This window comes from Blautia faecicola (assembly GCF_004123145.1).
Taxonomy (GTDB): domain Bacteria; phylum Bacillota; class Clostridia; order Lachnospirales; family Lachnospiraceae; genus Oliverpabstia; species Oliverpabstia faecicola.
In genome coordinates this window covers 1,436,397-1,452,855 of the sequence record NZ_SDKC01000001.1, presented here as the reverse complement: position 1 = coordinate 1,452,855, position 16,459 = coordinate 1,436,397, and the positions used below count along the sequence as shown (strand labels likewise).

The following is a 16,459-nucleotide window of genomic DNA, read 5'->3' as shown; positions in this document are numbered from 1 at the left end:
CTGAATTTTTTTAGTTCTTGCACTTACTAATTCTTAATTAATCTATTCCTCTTGTCTTATATATTTAATATTTCTACTTATAAATTCATCATTTCTTTGATTCTATTTACAAATAACTCTCTCAAATTATTATAAGATCACTCTTTCTCCTCAATTTATCATTGCAATTGCATGTTTTTGTTTACACTTTTTGCAACCAAAGCTTTTATTATTTCTGCTATTCTTTTTCTCACCTTAATAGTTATTTTTCATTTTCTTATTCTGATGATGCCTGCGAAAATCTATTATCAGTATTTTCGTCTGCTAGAGCGTGTCTGAAAAAGGCTTTCTGCAAGATGTGCGTCACAGTTTGTGGGAGATTTTGCCTGAATGAGGGCGGCATAGCGGGCTACGTCAACCGAATGAAGGTAAAATATGCCGCAAAGTGGGGCGTGCAGATTGCAGGAATGATTTTTCAAACACGCTCTAGGGTCTGTTTGAGTTTTTCCACTTCTGCAGGGATGTCCGGGCGGAAAGAGAGGTACCAGGTTTCGGTTTCGGTGATGTATTTTTGCCGGAAGTGTTTGCTGGTACAGAAAGCGGTTCTCAGGTTATGGAGGCGGTCGGCTCCTTTTACGGCGTAGGCTATGGGGTTTGGGCGGATGCGGTTGACGTAAGTTTGCATGTCATAGCCTTTTTCTTTTGTGAGCAGTTTTACCGCTTGCAGGACTTCTTCACCGGCGATGGAGCGGATCTCGTCTTCGGTGGCATCCGTGTCTTCCAGAAGATCGTGGAACAAGGCGACAATCTGGTACTCGATATCATAGCCTTCTTTTTTCAGAATATCGGCTACCGCCAGCGGGTGCGTGATATACGGAGCCCCACCGATTCTTTTCTGGGTTCCATGTTTCTCTTTTGCAAATTCATATGCTTTTTCGTATAGTGCCTGATCATATACTATCTGCTTTTCTTTTGTCCGCATCTCTTCCATAAAACTGTCCTCTTTTTCTTTTGTGTTTACCACTTGTCTCTCCTAACGGGATAAGTATTGTTTTAATAATTTTTTACTCTTGTCTCTCATTTTTCTTGAATATAATCGAACGCGATCCTGTCGCTTCCGTCTCTTGTATGGATGATTCCGCACTCCTGGAATCCGTACGAACGGATAGCTCCCTGCATCGGTTTGTTATTTGCATGGGTATCAATTCGCAGATAGTTACATTTTTGTCTGCAAAAATCAAAGCATCTTCTCGCAAATCCCTTTGTAGTGCCATCGGAAGCAATTCGATGAATCGTTCCATATTCTGTCTCACTGCGCCATGCCCCCTGATAGATTACGCGATATGTAGGATCCTCGCCAATGATAAAGACAAATACCCCAACCACCTTCTCATTTTCCATGCAGACATAGCAATGATCTGCTGCAATATCCTTTTCCACAATCTCTCGCGACGGATATCCCTCTTCCCATTGTGTTGGATTGCCATTTTCTTTCATGAATTTTCTTGCCTTTGCATAAATCTCCAGGATCTCTGGTATATGTGTTTCATTTGCCTTTATAATCTCCATTATTCCTCTCCTACTATTTTTCTTTATTATGTATTTTTTCCATTTATACAGCTACTAAAATCTTTTTTTCGATTTCTTTCACTGTTTCCAGACTTACATCTTTCATACTCGCAATCGTTTCTGCCGTATTTCCTTTTTTCAACATTACCGTAATAATATAATATCCGTTATCCCTTGCTTTCGCACACTATACATCTGCGTATTGTAATCTCTTATTGCTTTCTCCCTTGCCTCATATTCCAGCCGTTTTCTTTCGTCTGCACTCATTTGTTCCAGCATATCATATGCTTCCTGCATATAAGGATCTTTCTTTTTCTCCATTCATTTTCTCCTGTATCTTTCTTATTTACGAAATATATACAGGAATGTTTTCTACCACCATAGTAACATATCTTTTTCTGCTCGAAAAGACAGAACGCATGAAGAATTTTCCTGTAATATTCCTTTGGTTTGTATCGGATTATTTCTCAGGAATCTGAGGTTGATATGAGTTTCCGATAGGACATTAAAACGCAAAAAGTAACCGGCGAATGCATCCATTATCCTGCATTCGCCGGTTACTCCCATTATTTTTTAAATTTTTCCGGTAGCAACAACTGCCCTACTGGTTTTCCCCAACAGCTACCTCATAGAAATTATCTTCTGTCAGACCCTGGTCGCCGACTGGTGTATCATTCAGGAACAGGAAGTATGCGATCTGGTCCGGATCGATGATGCGGTCGGTTGCGTAGGCGTAGACATAATCATCGGAACTGTTATTCTGGTATCCGATCACACCGCCGCCCATGTACATATTTTTGATCACGGTGCCATCTTTTAATTTGATTCCCATCAGAGCCGGAGCTTCCTTAAATGTCGTGCTTTCCGAAGTTGTTCCGTCTTCATTTTCCGTGGTAATGGTTTCTTTCTGTAACGGGAAATTGTATTCTGCATAAACAGAGATTGGAGAAACCTCTACGGTCTGGATCGTTGCACCGCTGTCTCCCAGTGGCTGGTTCAGGGTATATGTCTTTGCAGTATCCGCGCCGCCGAGTGTCCATTCAAAACTCCAGGTGCCTTCCAGTGTCTTGGTGAATTCCGCCTTATCTACCGTTCCCAGATCCTTCAGTTCCACCTGAATATCCTTTCCGATAAAGAATCCTTTTTCACTATAGTTGTTCATATTGATGTCAAATTCCATGCTGCCATCTTCCTGTACATAGTAATACATCATGTCTCCATTTTCGTCCAATGCAGAACTTCCATCGGAAGCCCGCACCGGCATTCCGTCATCTCCTGCGATGATGCCGTCATAGAATCCGGCATCCAGGTTCAGATCCTCTTTTCCGTCCACCAGCACGCTGATGCTTCCAAAGTCCGGCTGCTGTCCGTCTTCCACTTGAAATCCCTCTACTTTGAAAGAAATATGGCTGTTGTAATTATCCGTGATACTCTGCTCTGCCGTCACGGTCACGCCCGCATCTGTGCAGGACTGACTGGTAAATGCTGCCATTCCGTTGTCTTCCAGCTGTTTCTGCTGTGTTTCCGTTGCCTGCATACCTTCTGCCATGCCGGTGCTCCACTTCATATAAGCGGCTGCTCCTGCCGTAACGGTTGCAGTCGCCAGTGCCGCAACTGCTGCCACTGCAGCAATCTTTCTTTTGGAAAATACTTTTCTTCCTGTTCTTTTCTTGTTATATGAAACTACTTTCTTATTATCCATACCGGTTTCCTCCTGTTCTGCACGAATCTTTGCAAATGCCTGATCTGCTTTTTTTCTTACCACTTCCGGAATCTCCACATCCTGCTGCAGTGTCCGTAAAATTCTATCATTACTCATATAAATACTCTCCTGTCTGTCAAATCTCTGATTCTCTCTGTCCTGATTGCCTTCTGTTTTCCCGACCGGTCTTTCTAATTCACAACTTTCAGTTGCAAAAGCCCCGCCAGCTGTTCCCGTCCCCGTGCCAGTCTGCTTCGCACGGTTCCCTCCGGGATGTCCAGAATCTGACTGATCTCGCTGGTCTTGAAGCCTTCAATATAATACAGCATCACCACCAGCCGGAAATTCTCCGCCAGACTGTTCAGTGCCTCTTTCCACTCACTGTTCTCAAATCCATCGTCCACATCCGGCGTCTCCGGGATCTCGTCCATCCAGACCATCTGCTTTCTTTTTCGCAGAATATCGTTACATTTGTTCAGCAGAATCCTGGTCATCCAGGTACGAAAATATCTGGCTTCCTTCAACTGAGAAAGTTTCTCCCAACACACCAGAATCGTATCCGAAATCGCATCTGCAATATCCTCGTCATTGCAAAGAACCGACCGTGCCGCCTTATACATATTCTGCATCTGGCTCTCCATCAGTGCCGTAAAGGCATCCGGATCTCCGTTCCTTGCCTGACTGATTAATTCTTCCATTTGTTGTCCTTTCTGTTTGTACGTACAAAAACAGGTGCTTTTCTTTAAGGTTTACATACATTAGACGGAGTTGCAAGAACTTTCGCTCCCGAAAATCCAATAAAATAAGTATTTATCAGATATTTCATGGCGATTTCAGAGGTTCTGGTTGTCAAACAGGCAATAATAATCTACTATAAAAGGCTTTACCACAGTATTTTCAAAACTATGGTAAAGCCCTGTTCTTACATTCCCCTTATCTATTTTCTTACTTTTTCTCACTCTCCGTCATTCCCGGCTCTGCATCTTTCCACTCTACCGTATACTCCTCACCGATGCTCTCACCCACATTTTTTATGTACTCCTCGATCAGCGTCTTCGCCCGTGCCTTTGCCTGCGACAGCATCTCTGTATTTTCTTTTGCCTGCTGCTCCATCGTTTCCTGCGCACCTGCCAGTGTCGTTGTTTTCTCTTCTGTGGTAACACTGGTCAGAAAACCGGTATCGGTCAGCGGGGTACCAAGAGAATCTTCATCCACATCTACATTCAGAACCTGTGCATCCGGCATCGTCACGGTCACCACACCGTTTTTGTCCGGTTCCGATACTGTGACCTGACTGATATCGATGCCATATTCAATAATCCCACTGTATTCCGTCCAGATTTTCTTATATCCGGTTTTCAGCCATTTTGCGAAAATGCCACTTGCTTCCGTCTCCGCTTTCGCAACATTATGATAATAACACTTCAAAGTGGCCAGTTCACACACCGAAGTAACCCCTGAAAAATCAGCAGTCTGCGTTTCTTTTCCGCATCCTGTCAGGCAAAGAACAACGGTCCCAACGAGAAGCATCCATGTTTTTGTTATCTTTCGTACTCTCATTTTGTTTTCCTCCCCGGCAAATTTCAAGGTCTTCTATATATCCCACTGCATCGTATATCCTGCATTTTTCAGGATCGGCGAGAGTAGTGCTTCGATGGCTGACTGCAGATTTTCTTCGGCCGTCTGATAGAGTTCTTTTGACTCACTCGCTTCCTTTAGGGCATCTTCCTTGCACACCGTCATGATATCTTTCAGCTCCACATCTGGATTCTGTGGGATAAAACTGAGCGAATCCGGATCCACGGTTACTGTATTTACCGTAATTTCCGGCAGTACCGGCGTTACCGTTTTTTTTTCCTCATCAATGGTAAATGTTATCTGATCCAGCGCGATTCCTACTTTCACCGTGGAGGCATACGCGATATGGCACTCGGTTTCTTCCAGGTTTCCATCACTGTACTTGTCTGCGATCCCGTTGTATATGAACTCTGCCGTGGACAGTTCACTGATATCCACCGCTTTTTCCAGCTGCGAGGAAGTAATTACGCTTTCTTTTGTTATCTTCTGTACTGCATTTGGTACAAACAGACCTGCTGCAGCCGCAACGATTCCGAGAACCAGCACACTTCCTATGATTTTTTTCTTCATTCAGTTACTCCTCTCCCGTTTTCCCTTATTATACTGCATAATCTCTTTTTCTTCCACCGACATATTTCTGTTTCCAAACCTGAAAAAAGATGCCATGCTTTAAAACATAGCATCTTTTTGACATCTGTTCTCAGTTAATATCCAGATCCGCCGTAACCTGATAATAATCGCAGGCGTGAGATTCATATCCGGTAACATTTGCTTTGGAGATCATGCTCATCTTCAGGAAGGAGCAGAAGACAAATGCATGATCATCCAGAACAGTCTGCTGCATCTGTACAGCAAGTTCGGCCCGTTTCTCTATATCAAATTCCGCGCTCAGTTCTTTTTCCAGATCATCCAGTTTTTCACTGCTGTATTTTCCCTGATTTCTTGTCGCATCGGAAGTTGCAAAAACAGTAAACCAGTATTCCGGATCACCGGTAGGTGCCTGAACATTTGCCATTGCATAGACATCCCAGGCTGTTGGATCATCTGCTATAGAGTTATTATCAGCTGTGCAGTTGATATCCAGATCAATTCCGATATCCTTCAGAGTAGCCTGAGCAGATTCTGCAAGCAGTGGCAGTTCCTGACGACTGGGGTAGGTCAGCCATCTTACAGTCAGTTTTTTTCCGTCTTTTTCACGGATACCATCTCCGTCAGTATCTTTCCATCCTGCTGCTTCCAGAACTTCTTTCGCACCCTCCGGATCATAAGTTTCTGTGGTTACCTTATCTCCGCCAAATGCGGAACCATCCGGAAATACCCCGTTTGCCGGATAACCATTTCCTTCCAGAAGCGTTGTGACAAAGTTTTCTTTGTCAATTCCCATGGCAATCGCTTTTCGGACTGCCGCATCTGCACATACAGAACTTTCATCAAAATTCATCTTTCCAAAGAAACAACGGGATGTGGAAATCTGTGAAAATGTATAATCGTCATTTTCAAACATCGGATAACTTTCATATGCCATACCATACGCAGCCTGTACTTCTCCCGACTGAAGTGCATTGGCCAGTGTGCTTCCATCTGTAATGGTACGGATCGTCAATTCATCAATCTTCGGTGTTCCATTCCAGTAATTATCGTTTTTCACCAGTGTCAGATGATCATCGCTCTGACAGTCCACAGCGATGTATGGTCCGGTACCTGCCACGATTCCGTCATCAAATCCTGCCTCCACATCAATGATACATCCATAAGGATCGCCAAGATAATTTAACAGCGCCGGTTTCGGTTCTGATGTATGAATCGTAAGAATCTGTCCATCAGCCTCCATGGATTCTATTTTCAGGTCATTTTTTGCCCGTTCGTGATTTTCAGTCAGATGCTCCAGACATTCTTTCACTGCTTCCGCATCCATATCCCGGTCACTGGAGAATTTTACATTATCCTGCAGTGTGATCTTCCATGTCAGCTCATCCACATTTTCCCATTCTTTTGCCAGCCATGGCTCGATTTCCATGGTATCCGAATATTTTACCAGTGTCTCACCAATCCCATACCGGATGCAGGCCCAACCGGAATAAGAATCGTGTGGATTCACATTGTTTTCTTCATTGGAACTGTTAAAGGTTGTGTCACCGATTACCAGGGTCTTTTTCCCTTTCTCAGTTGTTGTCTCTGTTTCGTTTTTTTGGTTTCCGCATCCTGCGAGCATACTTGCACATAAAACAACACTTAACGCAGTACCGATCAGTTTTTTTGCATTCATTCTTTCTGTTCCTCTCTTTCTGTTTCCCACTTTATTATTCTTTTACAGAATCTCCGGCCGGTCTTTCTATCCGTTCTCATATTCCGGCCAGGGTTTCCTGTTATTATCACAGAACACTTTCAATAAGTCTTCTGGTATATTCTGTCTTCGGATTCCGGATCACCTCATCCGGCGTTCCCTCTTCCACAATCTTTCCCTGATGCATGACAAGCACTCTGTCACAGAATTGTTGAACCAGTGCAATATCATGGCAGATAAACAGATATGTCATATTTCTTTCAGTTTTCAGTTTATCCAGCAATTCAAGGATCTCTTCCTGAATCGTAACATCCAGCGCAGATGTCGCCTCATCCAGAATCAGCAGCCGGGGATCAATAGCGATCGCACGCGCGATTGCAGCCCTTTGGCACTGCCCGCCACTGACTTCATGAGGATAGCGCCCTGCATATTCTTTTTCCAGTCCGCATAGCTCCAGCAGCTGTCCCGCCTTCACCATTGCTTCTTTTTTTTTCATTCCGAAATTGATCAGACTTTCTGCAATTCCATCCCCCAGTTTCCTGCGCGGATCAAAGCTCTCCGTTGGAGTCTGAAATACCATCTGCATCTTCTTATATACTTCTTTTAACTCTTTTCCTTTTTTTGAAGTGATATCTTCTCCATCCAGCCGGATCATTCCGGAAGAAGCATCCAGTAATCTGGTTATCATATTGACAACGGTAGTCTTCCCACTTCCGCTTTCTCCGATAATTCCAAGCTTCTCACCGGACTCTACAGAAAAGCTCACATCATCTACTGCTGTATAGTTCTCTCTTCCCTGAGAGACAAATGTTTTTGTCAGATGTTCTGCTGCTAGTACCACACTCATTTTTCCTACCTCCGAAGTTTTGGAACCGCTGCCAGCAATTTTTTTGTATACGCTGACTGAGGTTGTTCAAATACTTCTTCTGTCACTCCGTATTCCATGATCTCACCCTCATGTAAAACCAGCACTTTGTCTGCCATCGCACGGATCACTCCCATGTTATGAGTTACCAGCAGAATAGACGTTCCAAATGTTTTTCTCACCATAAGCATCTCTTCTATCACCTGCTTCTGAACTGTTACGTCCAGTGCAGAAGTCGGCTCATCTGCCATCAGTATCTTCGGGTTCAAAAACATGGCCGCCGCAATACCCACACGCTGCTGCATACCGCCGGAAAGCTCAAAGGGATAACTGTCCATTACTCTTTTGGGATCATCAAAGCCAAATTTTTCAAGCAGCTCCTCCGCCTGTTTCTCGAATACATCCATTTTTATTTTTTTATGTTCTGTCATGAATTCATAAAGCTGTGCCCGTACCGTACGGATCGGACAAAAAGAGCTTCCGGCCGTCTGAAAGATCATTCCCAGCTCCGGTCCGCACAGTTTTCTCATCTCCCCCGGTTTCAGATCGGGAAGATCCATCCCCTTATACCAGATATCTCCTCTGCTAACAAGACCATCCCTTCCAAGCAGACCCATCGCCGCTTTGACCAGCGTCGATTTTCCGCTGCCACTTTCTCCTACAATTCCAAGGATTTCACCTTTTTCTACAGAAAAACTGACATCATGTACAACTCTTTTTCCTTTATAACTGATATCTACATGTTCATAACGAATGACTTCAGCCACTTTTTCTACCTCCCATTACGGGGATCCAGCCAGTCTCTGACTGTATCACCTAACAGATTGAATATCATAACCGATACAAAGATTGCAAAACCAGGAGCAAGTGTTACCCATGGATGAGTAGTAAGCAGATTTCTCGTATCGCTCATCATACTTCCCCACTCAGCCACCGGCGGTTTTGCTCCCAGCCCCAGAAAAGACAGACCTGCAAGTTCCATCATCATCGTTCCGATATCCAGCATCGCTGTAACCAGAATGGGACCTGTAATATTAGGAAGTATATGCTTGAAAATCAGTTTCCAGGTTCCACAGCCGGACAGTTTCGCTGCCCGGAGATATACCGTTTCTTTTTGTGCCAGAGTTTCACTTCTTGCCACTCTGGCGTATTTGGGCCAGCTGATGGCACCCAGTGCTATGATCGCATTATGGACACCACCTCCAAGAGCTGCCGCTACCGCCAGTGCAAACACAAGCCCCGGGAAAGCAAGGAACACATCGGAAATACGCATCAGCACAGTATCCACCCATGTTCCCTTCCAGGCACAAAACACTCCGATCATCGTACCAAGCACTGTAATAAATGCTACCAGCAATAAGGTGGAATAAATACTGGTCTTGCTTCCCACGATCACACGGGACAGCATATCCCGTCCATATCGGTCAGTACCAAAGATATGTGCAGCGGACGGCACTGCCTTTGCATTACCCAGATCCTGCAGATAAGGATCATATGGGCATAAATATTCACTGAAATACGATGCGATCACCAGCACCAGTGCCAGTATCCCCAAAAAAATCAGACGAATCTTCAAATTATTCCTGTGTATATTCTGTTTTCTAATGGTTGGTTCTCTCATCCTTTTGTTACCCCCAGACGAATTCTCGGATCCAGCCGGTGGTACAAAAGATCCGTGAACAGATTCACCAGCACATAAATAATTGCCATCCATACCACATAAGCCTGAATAACCGGATAATCACGCATGGTAATCGCATCTACTGCCAGTTTACCGACTCCATCCCACATAAAAATACTTTCTATAATAGCAGTTCCCCCCAGCAGATTTCCAATGGAAAGAGCCAGTAGTGTAATAATCGTCAGCATCGAAGATTGCATTACGTTTTTCCATAAGATCACGCGCCTGCGCACGCCTCTTGCCCGGGCTCCCTGCACATAATCCTTATTCCATTCCTCCAGCACCGCTGCCCGAACCTGCCGCATATATTTTGCTGACATGGAAATAGCCAGTGTAAGAGCCGGCATCAGTGCACTCTTTAAGGTCACTCCATCCGAAATCACCGGAAGCAGCTGAAGCTTAATACTTAATAGCTGCATCAGTAACATAGCCACAAAAAAATTCGGTAACGCATTTCCTATAAAGCTGAAAAATCGCAGGATCAGATCCGGAATCTTATCGTGTGTAACCGCAGCAAGAATACCTAGCGGAATTGACACCAGTATGGTAAGGCCGATGGCTAAAGCCGTCAGAAGTAAGGTTGCCGGAAGTTTGGAAAGGAATGTGGAAAACACCGGCTTTCCTGTCATATAGCTTTCTCCCATATCCCCTGTCAGCATACCGCCAAGCCATCTGCCATACTGAATCAAAAAAGGCTGATCCAACCCCAGCTCTGCTCGTTTCGCATCAATAATTTCCTGGGACACTTCCGTTCCCCGGTTCTGATACATCTCCGTAACCACATCCGATCCGGCCAGTCGCATCATAGCAAAAGACAAAAAAGTAATCCCCAGTAAAATGGGGATTAACTGTAAAAATCTATGTGATACATATTTCTTCATTTTCATCACCTCATCGAACAAACTAATATGAGTATATCATTTCCATATTTCTGTCGTAAGCCCCATGGGGGGATTTGAAGTATTCATTTTTGGACTGGCCATATTCCAAAACGAACTGTTCAGTACCTTCACAGTTACGAGCCAAAATGCATTTAAACGATAAAAACACGCTTTGCGAGTTTTTATCGTTATCGCGGCACTCCTCAAGGTTCCGTGCAAGCACGGACTTTGACTCGTTGCTCGCGTAAATCACCTTCGGTGATGGCATTTTGGCTTGTATGTCTCGGGATTTTGGCATATTCATGCCAAAACACCTCGCGGTACAATGGCTACTGAATAGTTACTCCAAAACATACAAATTTCCCGGTTGTTTATCCGATCAGTTCCTGTTTTACATAATCAAGAAATTTCATTGCCAGATCCGACAACGGTGTCTTTTCTCTTTTTACATATCCGAACATAATCTTATCAGATTCATTGGTAAGACAAATGCCCGGACGTGAAGGAGTTTTTCCGTGAGTAAGACTGTCGCCGCTGATATTGGCGAGATTACCGTGATCCAGCATCTTTTCCATAATATAGTCGCTGTTGGTTACGACGGAGACATCTATTTTTCCAAGGGTCAGATTATTTTCTGCATCCAGTTTCCAGCCTTCGTAATTGCCGGTGTCTTCCAGGAAGTTCTGGATATAATGCAGATTTTCGATTGCTTCCCCGGTGAGCTGTTTTCCTTCTTTTTGCAGATATCTGCCGCCGGGATACAGATAGGTGTCCAGTTCTTTCAGCGGAACGAATTCCAGCTGTTTTCGTACCAGCAGATACTGCAGATCCGTCTGCTGACGGGATGTCACGTAGAGGAAACCGAGTTCGTCTTTGTATTCGTGGATCCGCTCCAGCACTTCCCGCATTTTCCGGTGTGTGCCTGGCAGTGCAGGTTCTCTTTTTCATGAATCTGATAAAACCGTACAAAGCAGTCTGCGATCCAGGAACTGGGGTTGAAAGCAATATTCAGCCACTGAATATCTCCCACCGCGGACAGCTCTGCCATCGCTTCCACGTTTTCCAGCACCCGGCTGGCATAGGCATAGGCCTGTTTTCCGTTTGGTGTCAGACCGATGCCATGAGGACTGCGCACGAAAAGAGATGCCTGCATCTCTTCTTCCAGTGAACGGATCACCTTACACTGGACTGGGTCGTATACAAAACAGATGCCGCCTCGCTGAAAGAGCCGGCATCTGCACAGGTGATAAAATATTTTAACTGTTTGATATTGATCATAAGTCCCCTTTTTTTCCACAGACTGCAAACAATGGAGTCGGATTATAGAATGCATTTTTTTCCATGTAGACACGCTGACTGACTCCCACATCAATCCGGAACTGCTGCACACCACTGTTGCTGAGGGCTTCCAGATCCCAGGCGGGACGGGCATAATTGCTTATGGACAGCTGGCGTTTGATATCCTCACACTCCTGCATCAGTGTATTTTCAATCTGATTATGGGCATGATTTTTCGGAAGATCGGAAGTATCCGTAAAATCAACAGCTCCGTAATTGGCATCAAAGTTTAACAACACGCATCCATTCTTTATAGACTTTCTGTGCATCCGGAAGCGTCCAGGTCAGATTTCGGGAAATCACGAAGTCAAACGTGTTATCCTCGTATTCCGGATTTTCCGCATCCATGACATGGAATTCACAATCTGCTCCTTCTTCTTTTGCCAGTTCTCTCGCATGGAGGATCATGTCCGGTGTCAGATCGATACCTGTCACCTGATGCCCCCTCTTTGCCAGCAAAATCGTGAAAAATCCGGTTCCGCAGCCCACATCCAGGATCCGCAGATGTTCTCCCTCCGGCAAATATTTATCAATTTCATCCAGCCAGCGGACTGTGAAGTTCTTCTCTTCGCTGTTCTTTAAAATCGGAACTTCGTTTTGTCCAGTAACCGGCTATTTTCTCTTTTCGATTGTCCTTTTCGTAGGCGATTCTTCCGTACGCGATCATTGGACCTTCTTTTGTCACCTGAAGACTTCCCGTCTGAAAAAGAATCACACCATCATACTCACCGTAACTTGTCTCCAGCATTTTCCCTTCATAATCTGTGATTTTTCCAAGCTTTTCTCCTTCCGTGAACATATCTCCCGGCTTTTTCTCCGGATACCACAGACCCGCCTGATTTGCCGACTGATATACCACATCCGTCACTTCCATGGGATAATGGTTCCAGTAGCCACGGCTGGTCCGGTATATACCGAGATAACGCAGGATGTTCTTCAGATCCCGCTTATTGGACTCTACTTCTTCTCTCGTCCATCGTCCCATGCCACCGCGTTCGATCAGAATACTCGGGATTCCACAGGTCGCCGCATAATTATAAGAACCGCCGGATGATACATTAGAACGTATCATATACGGAACGTCCACGTGTTGTGCCATTTTTCTGGAAATTTCAACAACTTCTTTTTCACCTTTTCCCGCATAATATACAAACGGTGTCAGATCTTCATAATCATCCCCACTGTGCAGATCAATATAATAATCTGCCACACAGTGAATTTCTTTTTCTATTGCGCTGGCAAGCCGCTGTGTCCTTGTTCCCTTTTCATCTCCCGGAAACTGCCGGTTCAGATTTTTTCCGTCTTCCAGGCAGAGACTTCCGGCCCGCTGCTCGAATTCTGCAGGACAGACCACTTTTACGATCACTATTGTCCCTGTGATTTTTTCCATTTTTAATTCATTTGCCAGTTCCACTGCAGTCTCCACACCCACATATTCCCCTGAGTGCACGGCAGCAGTAATCAACACAGTCTTTCCTTCTTTTTCTCCGTGCAGAACCGCAGCCGGAAGAGCAAATTCTCCGCCTCCGATCATCAGCATTCCCTGCCATCTCTCTCCCGGAGTTATTTCCTGCCCTGCTATCTGAAATTTATTATCGTTTCTCATCATTTAACATTCATTCCGTCCTGTATTATTCTTACGCTTTGACTGCTTCGATACCAAACATCGATGTCGAATGATAGTTGACCTTTTCCACCTCTGACCATACCTGATTCCAGACTTCCGTATCCACACTTACCTTGATTGTTCCGAGTTCCCGCAGTATCTTTTGATCCCACCGGGGGCGATCGATCCTGCTGAGCGGTACCTGTCTTGCAATCTCTTCCATCGTATCGATATCCGTACAGGTATAGTGATCTTCCAGCCCGGACTCAGTCACCATCTGCCTGTCTTTCTCATATTCTTCTCTTTTTTCAGCATCAAAGAGATGATGATACCAGTTGGCATCATAATTTAACAGAATACCACCTTTTTTCAGCACGCGCATCCATTCTTTATACGCCTGCTCCGGATCTTCCAGGTTCCAGGTCAGATTCCGGCTGACTACTGCATCAAAGGTTTCGTCCGCAAACGCAAGATGGCTGGCATCCATCTGACAATATGTGATCTTTTGTGCTAAATTCCCATGCGCGCCTCGCGTGCTACACCATGAATAAAACCGGAGTGGCATCCGGAAGTTTTTCATAAAAAGATATTGTTTCCTATGTAAGTTATGGTACATCGGAAATGATATCTTTTTTGTTTAGAAAAGATTGTGGAACAAATGCATTATCCGTTATACTAAAAGTAACGGTAAAGATCGTTAGCGGCTTGGGCCTGTAGCTCGTGAGCTAAATTGATTTCCGGTACTCTCATTTGCACCACCATCTGTCCGGCCATTTTTGGCGAAAGGACGTACAGTAAACTGACAAAAGACAGAGTACCGTGCCGTAAATAAGATCCGGAGGTATTGATATGGATAAAATTTACGACATTTGTTGTGGTATTGATGTACACAAAAAACTGATTGTTGCCTGCCTGAACCATAAACGAAAGAAAGAGCTCCGGGAATTCGGTGCGACCACCCGGGAACTGATGGAACTGGCAGAATGGCTGCAAAAAAACAACTGTGAGATCGTTGCGATGGAAAGCACCGGTTCTTACTGGAAACCATTGTACAACATTATGGAATCGTATGGTCTTCATGTAATTGTAGTGAATCCGGCACATATGAAAGCCGTACCAGGACGGAAAACAGATGTAAAGGATGCAGAATGGATCGCAGAACTGCTCCAGCACGGATTACTTCAGCCGAGTTATATCCCGAGTAAGTACCAGAGAGAACTGCGTGAACTGGTACAGTATAGGAAAAGCCTCGTTGGAGAACGTACGCGGGAACTGAACCGATTGCAGAAGATGCTGGAAGGAGCCAATATCAAACTGTCAGGAACGGTGACAAATATCAATGGGAAAAGTGCCAGGAAGATCCTCGAATATATCCTGTCAGGAAATGAGATTGATGAGAAAAAATATGATGAGATGTATGAAGAAAAACTGATTGCCCATAACCTGAAAGCATCGAAAGAACATATCCTTGATGATCTGAAAGGATTTATGAGTCCTTTGCAGAGAAGGATGTTAAAGGAGCTGCTCCAGCATCTGGATGAATTAAACGTTCATATTGAAAACCTGAACGATGAGATTGACAACTTTATGAAACCAGAGGAAAAACAGGCATCCCAGGTGATCCAGGATGTTACAGGAATTGGTAACACCAGTGCACAGACAATCATAGCTGTCATCGGAACAGATATGGAAAGATTTCCCAGCGACCGTCATATCTCATCGTGGGCAGGGTTATGTCCGGGGGACAATGTGAGTGCAAAGAAACGGAAAAGTGGAAAGATCCGGAAAGGAAATGCATTGCTGAAATCCACGCTGGTATTATGTGCACATGCAGCGGTAAGACATAAAAGTTCCTATTTCCATGCCCAGTTTAAACGGATCAGTACCCACCGTGGCAAGAAACGTGCATATGTAGCAGTGGCACATTCGATCTTAATAGCGATTTATCATATCCTGAAAGACGGTGTGAAATATCAGGATCTTGGGGCAGAATACTACAATCAGTTTAATGCAGAGCGGAAGATCCATGCATACTTAAAGAAGTTGAAAGCATTAGGATGGGAACCACCAAAAGAGGCAGTTCCCGCATAAATGTAAAATGAATAAATCATTCTTAAAAGATGATAGGGATAGTTTGCGCTTTTTTCCATACGGAAGGTAAGGGGTTTTACAGTAGCCACCAACTCCGACTATGATTCACGAGTGCCAGCTGGCGCTCGCGAAAGTCTGCGTTGCATTGCATCCGAAGGACGCTGCCAGTGGCAGGTTCCGTAGGTAGGTGTCGGATCTCATCTTTGCTAAAAGCACCAGCAAAAGGCTGTCTCGCCCTGACGGGCTACGAGGGAGTTGGTAAACAGCAGTTATTCGTAAAGACATAATAATTTTTGGTTAATTAACGTATTACTTTTTGAATTTGTATTTTCCTTTCCCGTGACCGGATACTGTTTCAATAATATCTGCCTGCACCAGTTTGGAAAGAAATTTTGACGCACCGGAACCTTTCAGTTCAAGAAGCTCCCTAATTGCACTTCTCTCAAAGGCTTCATCAAAGCCAAATTTCTCAAAGAGTTTGTAAATATGGACAAATGTCCACTTTTCTTCTGTCACTGATCATATACCCTGATGCCTCGAGGATTTCCAGTGCTTTCGTATAGTTTTCTTTTTTTACAAAAACATAGTCTGTATTGTAGGTGGATACGGCGAAGATGGAGATTTTATGATCTGCGAGAATCGCAGCAATTCTCGCTAGAATTCCAATCAGTGAAAAGTCCAGTGTTCCCTGAATGCGAAAGGCTTTCCAGTCATCCTCGCGTTGTATCACATTAGGTGGAACTTCTTTTGTCAGGCATACTAACGATTTTTCCTCATCCGTTTTTTCGATAAAACAATATTCCGAATCCATATTTACAAGTGAGTAGTCTTCTACCTGACAGACAGAAAATTCTTGGTTTATTCTTTTTATTTTCATAACAGCAC

At 44.3% G+C, this 16,459-nt stretch carries 22 protein-coding genes and 2 pseudogenes; 2 read left to right on the top strand and 22 right to left on the bottom strand.

Annotated elements, in window-relative coordinates:
- Positions 1-287 precede the first annotated feature (287 nt).
- Positions 288-398 (bottom strand): annotated as a pseudogene (locus ETP43_RS18375) (DUF6783 domain-containing protein); the annotation flags it as partial.
- Here ETP43_RS18375 and ETP43_RS18370 point away from each other — a divergent pair.
- Positions 375-425 (top strand): annotated as a pseudogene (locus ETP43_RS18370) (hypothetical protein); the annotation flags it as partial. The pseudogenes ETP43_RS18375 and ETP43_RS18370 sit on opposite strands and share 24 nt — an antisense overlap.
- Before the next feature lie 29 nt (positions 426-454).
- Here the strand turns inward: ETP43_RS18370 and ETP43_RS06500 are convergent.
- From ETP43_RS06500 to ETP43_RS06425, 19 genes are all read right to left on the bottom strand, one after another.
- Positions 455-1,003 carry an HD domain-containing protein gene (locus ETP43_RS06500; RefSeq protein WP_129257451.1) on the bottom strand — a complete coding sequence of 183 codons (549 nt, stop codon included), beginning with the start codon at positions 1,001-1,003 and terminating at the stop codon, positions 455-457.
- A gap of 53 nt (positions 1,004-1,056) precedes the next feature.
- Positions 1,057-1,548: a GNAT family N-acetyltransferase gene (locus tag ETP43_RS06495; protein ID WP_129257450.1), complete on the bottom strand. Its 492-nt coding sequence runs from the start codon at positions 1,546-1,548 to the stop codon at positions 1,057-1,059.
- Between the two features lie 144 nt (positions 1,549-1,692).
- A complete protein-coding gene (locus ETP43_RS17045; RefSeq protein WP_022398422.1) occupies positions 1,693-1,869 on the bottom strand; it encodes a hypothetical protein in 177 nt (58 codons plus the stop codon).
- Between the two features lie 280 nt (positions 1,870-2,149).
- The gene (locus tag ETP43_RS06490; RefSeq protein WP_129257449.1) at positions 2,150-3,367 is read right to left on the bottom strand and encodes a DUF4179 domain-containing protein; all 1,218 of its coding nucleotides are present in this window, start codon (positions 3,365-3,367) and stop codon (positions 2,150-2,152) included.
- Between the two features lie 74 nt (positions 3,368-3,441).
- The gene (locus tag ETP43_RS06485) at positions 3,442-3,948 is read right to left on the bottom strand and encodes an RNA polymerase sigma factor (protein ID WP_129257448.1); all 507 of its coding nucleotides are present in this window, start codon (positions 3,946-3,948) and stop codon (positions 3,442-3,444) included.
- 247 nt (positions 3,949-4,195) lie between these two features.
- Positions 4,196-4,810 carry a DUF4230 domain-containing protein gene (locus tag ETP43_RS06480; protein ID WP_207668914.1) on the bottom strand — a complete coding sequence of 205 codons (615 nt, stop codon included), beginning with the start codon at positions 4,808-4,810 and terminating at the stop codon, positions 4,196-4,198.
- A 33-nt stretch (positions 4,811-4,843) separates the two neighbouring features.
- A complete protein-coding gene (locus tag ETP43_RS06475; RefSeq protein WP_022172818.1) occupies positions 4,844-5,398 on the bottom strand; it encodes a DUF4230 domain-containing protein in 555 nt (184 codons plus the stop codon).
- 130 nt (positions 5,399-5,528) lie between these two features.
- Complete coding sequence (locus ETP43_RS06470) at positions 5,529-7,094, bottom strand: ABC transporter substrate-binding protein (protein WP_129257447.1); 1,566 nt, start codon at positions 7,092-7,094, stop codon at positions 5,529-5,531.
- A 106-nt stretch (positions 7,095-7,200) separates the two neighbouring features.
- A complete protein-coding gene (locus ETP43_RS06465) occupies positions 7,201-7,959 on the bottom strand; it encodes an ABC transporter ATP-binding protein (protein WP_117526044.1) in 759 nt (252 codons plus the stop codon).
- 5 nt (positions 7,960-7,964) lie between these two features.
- Positions 7,965-8,744: an ABC transporter ATP-binding protein gene (locus tag ETP43_RS06460; RefSeq protein ID WP_129257446.1), complete on the bottom strand. Its 780-nt coding sequence runs from the start codon at positions 8,742-8,744 to the stop codon at positions 7,965-7,967.
- 5 nt (positions 8,745-8,749) lie between these two features.
- Positions 8,750-9,598: a nickel transporter permease gene (gene nikC, locus ETP43_RS06455; RefSeq protein WP_129257445.1), complete on the bottom strand. Its 849-nt coding sequence runs from the start codon at positions 9,596-9,598 to the stop codon at positions 8,750-8,752.
- Positions 9,595-10,539, bottom strand: a complete 945-nt coding sequence (nikB, locus tag ETP43_RS06450) for a nickel ABC transporter permease (protein ID WP_129257444.1) — start codon at positions 10,537-10,539, stop codon at positions 9,595-9,597. Before nikB ends, nikC begins: the two co-directional genes overlap by 4 nt.
- A 371-nt stretch (positions 10,540-10,910) precedes the next feature.
- A complete protein-coding gene (locus tag ETP43_RS06445) occupies positions 10,911-11,447 on the bottom strand; it encodes a hypothetical protein (RefSeq protein WP_129257443.1) in 537 nt (178 codons plus the stop codon).
- Positions 11,387-11,716 carry a LysR family transcriptional regulator gene (locus tag ETP43_RS06440; RefSeq protein ID WP_129257442.1) on the bottom strand — a complete coding sequence of 110 codons (330 nt, stop codon included), beginning with the start codon at positions 11,714-11,716 and terminating at the stop codon, positions 11,387-11,389. Before ETP43_RS06440 ends, ETP43_RS06445 begins: the two co-directional genes overlap by 61 nt.
- Positions 11,713-11,817, bottom strand: a complete 105-nt coding sequence (locus ETP43_RS06435; protein ID WP_129257441.1) for a LysR family transcriptional regulator — start codon at positions 11,815-11,817, stop codon at positions 11,713-11,715. The genes ETP43_RS06440 and ETP43_RS06435 overlap by 4 nt, the downstream gene beginning before the upstream one ends.
- On the bottom strand, positions 11,814-12,116 hold the full coding sequence (locus ETP43_RS17575; RefSeq protein ID WP_243114208.1) for a hypothetical protein: 303 nt from the start codon (positions 12,114-12,116) through the stop codon (positions 11,814-11,816). Before ETP43_RS17575 ends, ETP43_RS06435 begins: the two co-directional genes overlap by 4 nt.
- Positions 12,100-12,399, bottom strand: a complete 300-nt coding sequence (locus ETP43_RS17570; protein ID WP_243114207.1) for a class I SAM-dependent methyltransferase — start codon at positions 12,397-12,399, stop codon at positions 12,100-12,102. The genes ETP43_RS17575 and ETP43_RS17570 overlap by 17 nt, the downstream gene beginning before the upstream one ends.
- Positions 12,400-12,412: 13 nt before the next feature.
- Positions 12,413-13,486, bottom strand: coding sequence for a M14 family metallopeptidase (locus tag ETP43_RS17565; protein ID WP_243114206.1), 1,074 nt, complete (start codon positions 13,484-13,486; stop codon positions 12,413-12,415).
- A gap of 28 nt (positions 13,487-13,514) precedes the next feature.
- A complete protein-coding gene (locus ETP43_RS06425) occupies positions 13,515-13,970 on the bottom strand; it encodes a class I SAM-dependent methyltransferase (protein ID WP_243114205.1) in 456 nt (151 codons plus the stop codon).
- Positions 13,971-14,332: 362 nt separating this feature from the next.
- Between ETP43_RS06425 and ETP43_RS06420 the strand changes: the two genes are divergently transcribed.
- Positions 14,333-15,574 (top strand): IS110 family RNA-guided transposase, encoded by a 1,242-nt coding sequence (locus tag ETP43_RS06420; RefSeq protein ID WP_129257439.1) that lies wholly within the window; start codon positions 14,333-14,335, stop codon positions 15,572-15,574.
- 309 nt (positions 15,575-15,883) lie between these two features.
- Here ETP43_RS06420 and ETP43_RS06415 read toward each other — a convergent pair whose 3' ends face one another.
- Both ETP43_RS06415 and ETP43_RS06410 read right to left on the bottom strand, forming a co-directional pair.
- Entirely contained in the window at positions 15,884-16,090 is a 207-nt protein-coding gene (locus ETP43_RS06415; protein WP_243114204.1) for a hypothetical protein, read from the bottom strand.
- Positions 16,044-16,451, bottom strand: a complete 408-nt coding sequence (locus ETP43_RS06410; protein ID WP_129257438.1) for an ACT domain-containing protein — start codon at positions 16,449-16,451, stop codon at positions 16,044-16,046. The genes ETP43_RS06415 and ETP43_RS06410 overlap by 47 nt, the downstream gene beginning before the upstream one ends.
- Positions 16,452-16,459 lie beyond the last annotated feature (8 nt).

What these genes read in the sequence shown, in the direction of transcription:
- ETP43_RS06470 (WP_129257447.1), bottom strand. Translation starts at nt 7,094, where the DNA reads ATGAATGCAAAAAAACTGATCGGTACTGCGTTAAGTGTTGTTTTATGT.
- ETP43_RS06445 (WP_129257443.1), bottom strand. Translation starts at nt 11,447, where the DNA reads ATGCGGGAAGTGCTGGAGCGGATCCACGAATACAAAGACGAACTCGGT.
- ETP43_RS17045 (WP_022398422.1), bottom strand. Translation starts at nt 1,869, where the DNA reads ATGGAGAAAAAGAAAGATCCTTATATGCAGGAAGCATATGATATGCTG.
- ETP43_RS17565 (WP_243114206.1), bottom strand. Translation starts at nt 13,486, where the DNA reads ATGATGAGAAACGATAATAAATTTCAGATAGCAGGGCAGGAAATAACT.
- ETP43_RS06410 (WP_129257438.1), bottom strand. Translation starts at nt 16,451, where the DNA reads ATGAAAATAAAAAGAATAAACCAAGAATTTTCTGTCTGTCAGGTAGAA.
- ETP43_RS06420 (WP_129257439.1), top strand. Translation starts at nt 14,333, where the DNA reads ATGGATAAAATTTACGACATTTGTTGTGGTATTGATGTACACAAAAAA.
- ETP43_RS06475 (WP_022172818.1), bottom strand. Translation starts at nt 5,398, where the DNA reads ATGAAGAAAAAAATCATAGGAAGTGTGCTGGTTCTCGGAATCGTTGCG.
- ETP43_RS06425 (WP_243114205.1), bottom strand. Translation starts at nt 13,970, where the DNA reads ATGGATGCCAGCCATCTTGCGTTTGCGGACGAAACCTTTGATGCAGTA.
- ETP43_RS06485 (WP_129257448.1), bottom strand. Translation starts at nt 3,948, where the DNA reads ATGGAAGAATTAATCAGTCAGGCAAGGAACGGAGATCCGGATGCCTTT.
- nikB (WP_129257444.1), bottom strand. Translation starts at nt 10,539, where the DNA reads ATGAAGAAATATGTATCACATAGATTTTTACAGTTAATCCCCATTTTA.
- ETP43_RS06480 (WP_207668914.1), bottom strand. Translation starts at nt 4,810, where the DNA reads ATGAGAGTACGAAAGATAACAAAAACATGGATGCTTCTCGTTGGGACC.
- ETP43_RS06490 (WP_129257449.1), bottom strand. Translation starts at nt 3,367, where the DNA reads ATGAGTAATGATAGAATTTTACGGACACTGCAGCAGGATGTGGAGATT.
- ETP43_RS06465 (WP_117526044.1), bottom strand. Translation starts at nt 7,959, where the DNA reads ATGAGTGTGGTACTAGCAGCAGAACATCTGACAAAAACATTTGTCTCT.
- ETP43_RS06435 (WP_129257441.1), bottom strand. Translation starts at nt 11,817, where the DNA reads ATGATCAATATCAAACAGTTAAAATATTTTATCACCTGTGCAGATGCC.
- nikC (WP_129257445.1), bottom strand. Translation starts at nt 9,598, where the DNA reads ATGAGAGAACCAACCATTAGAAAACAGAATATACACAGGAATAATTTG.
- ETP43_RS06495 (WP_129257450.1), bottom strand. Translation starts at nt 1,548, where the DNA reads ATGGAGATTATAAAGGCAAATGAAACACATATACCAGAGATCCTGGAG.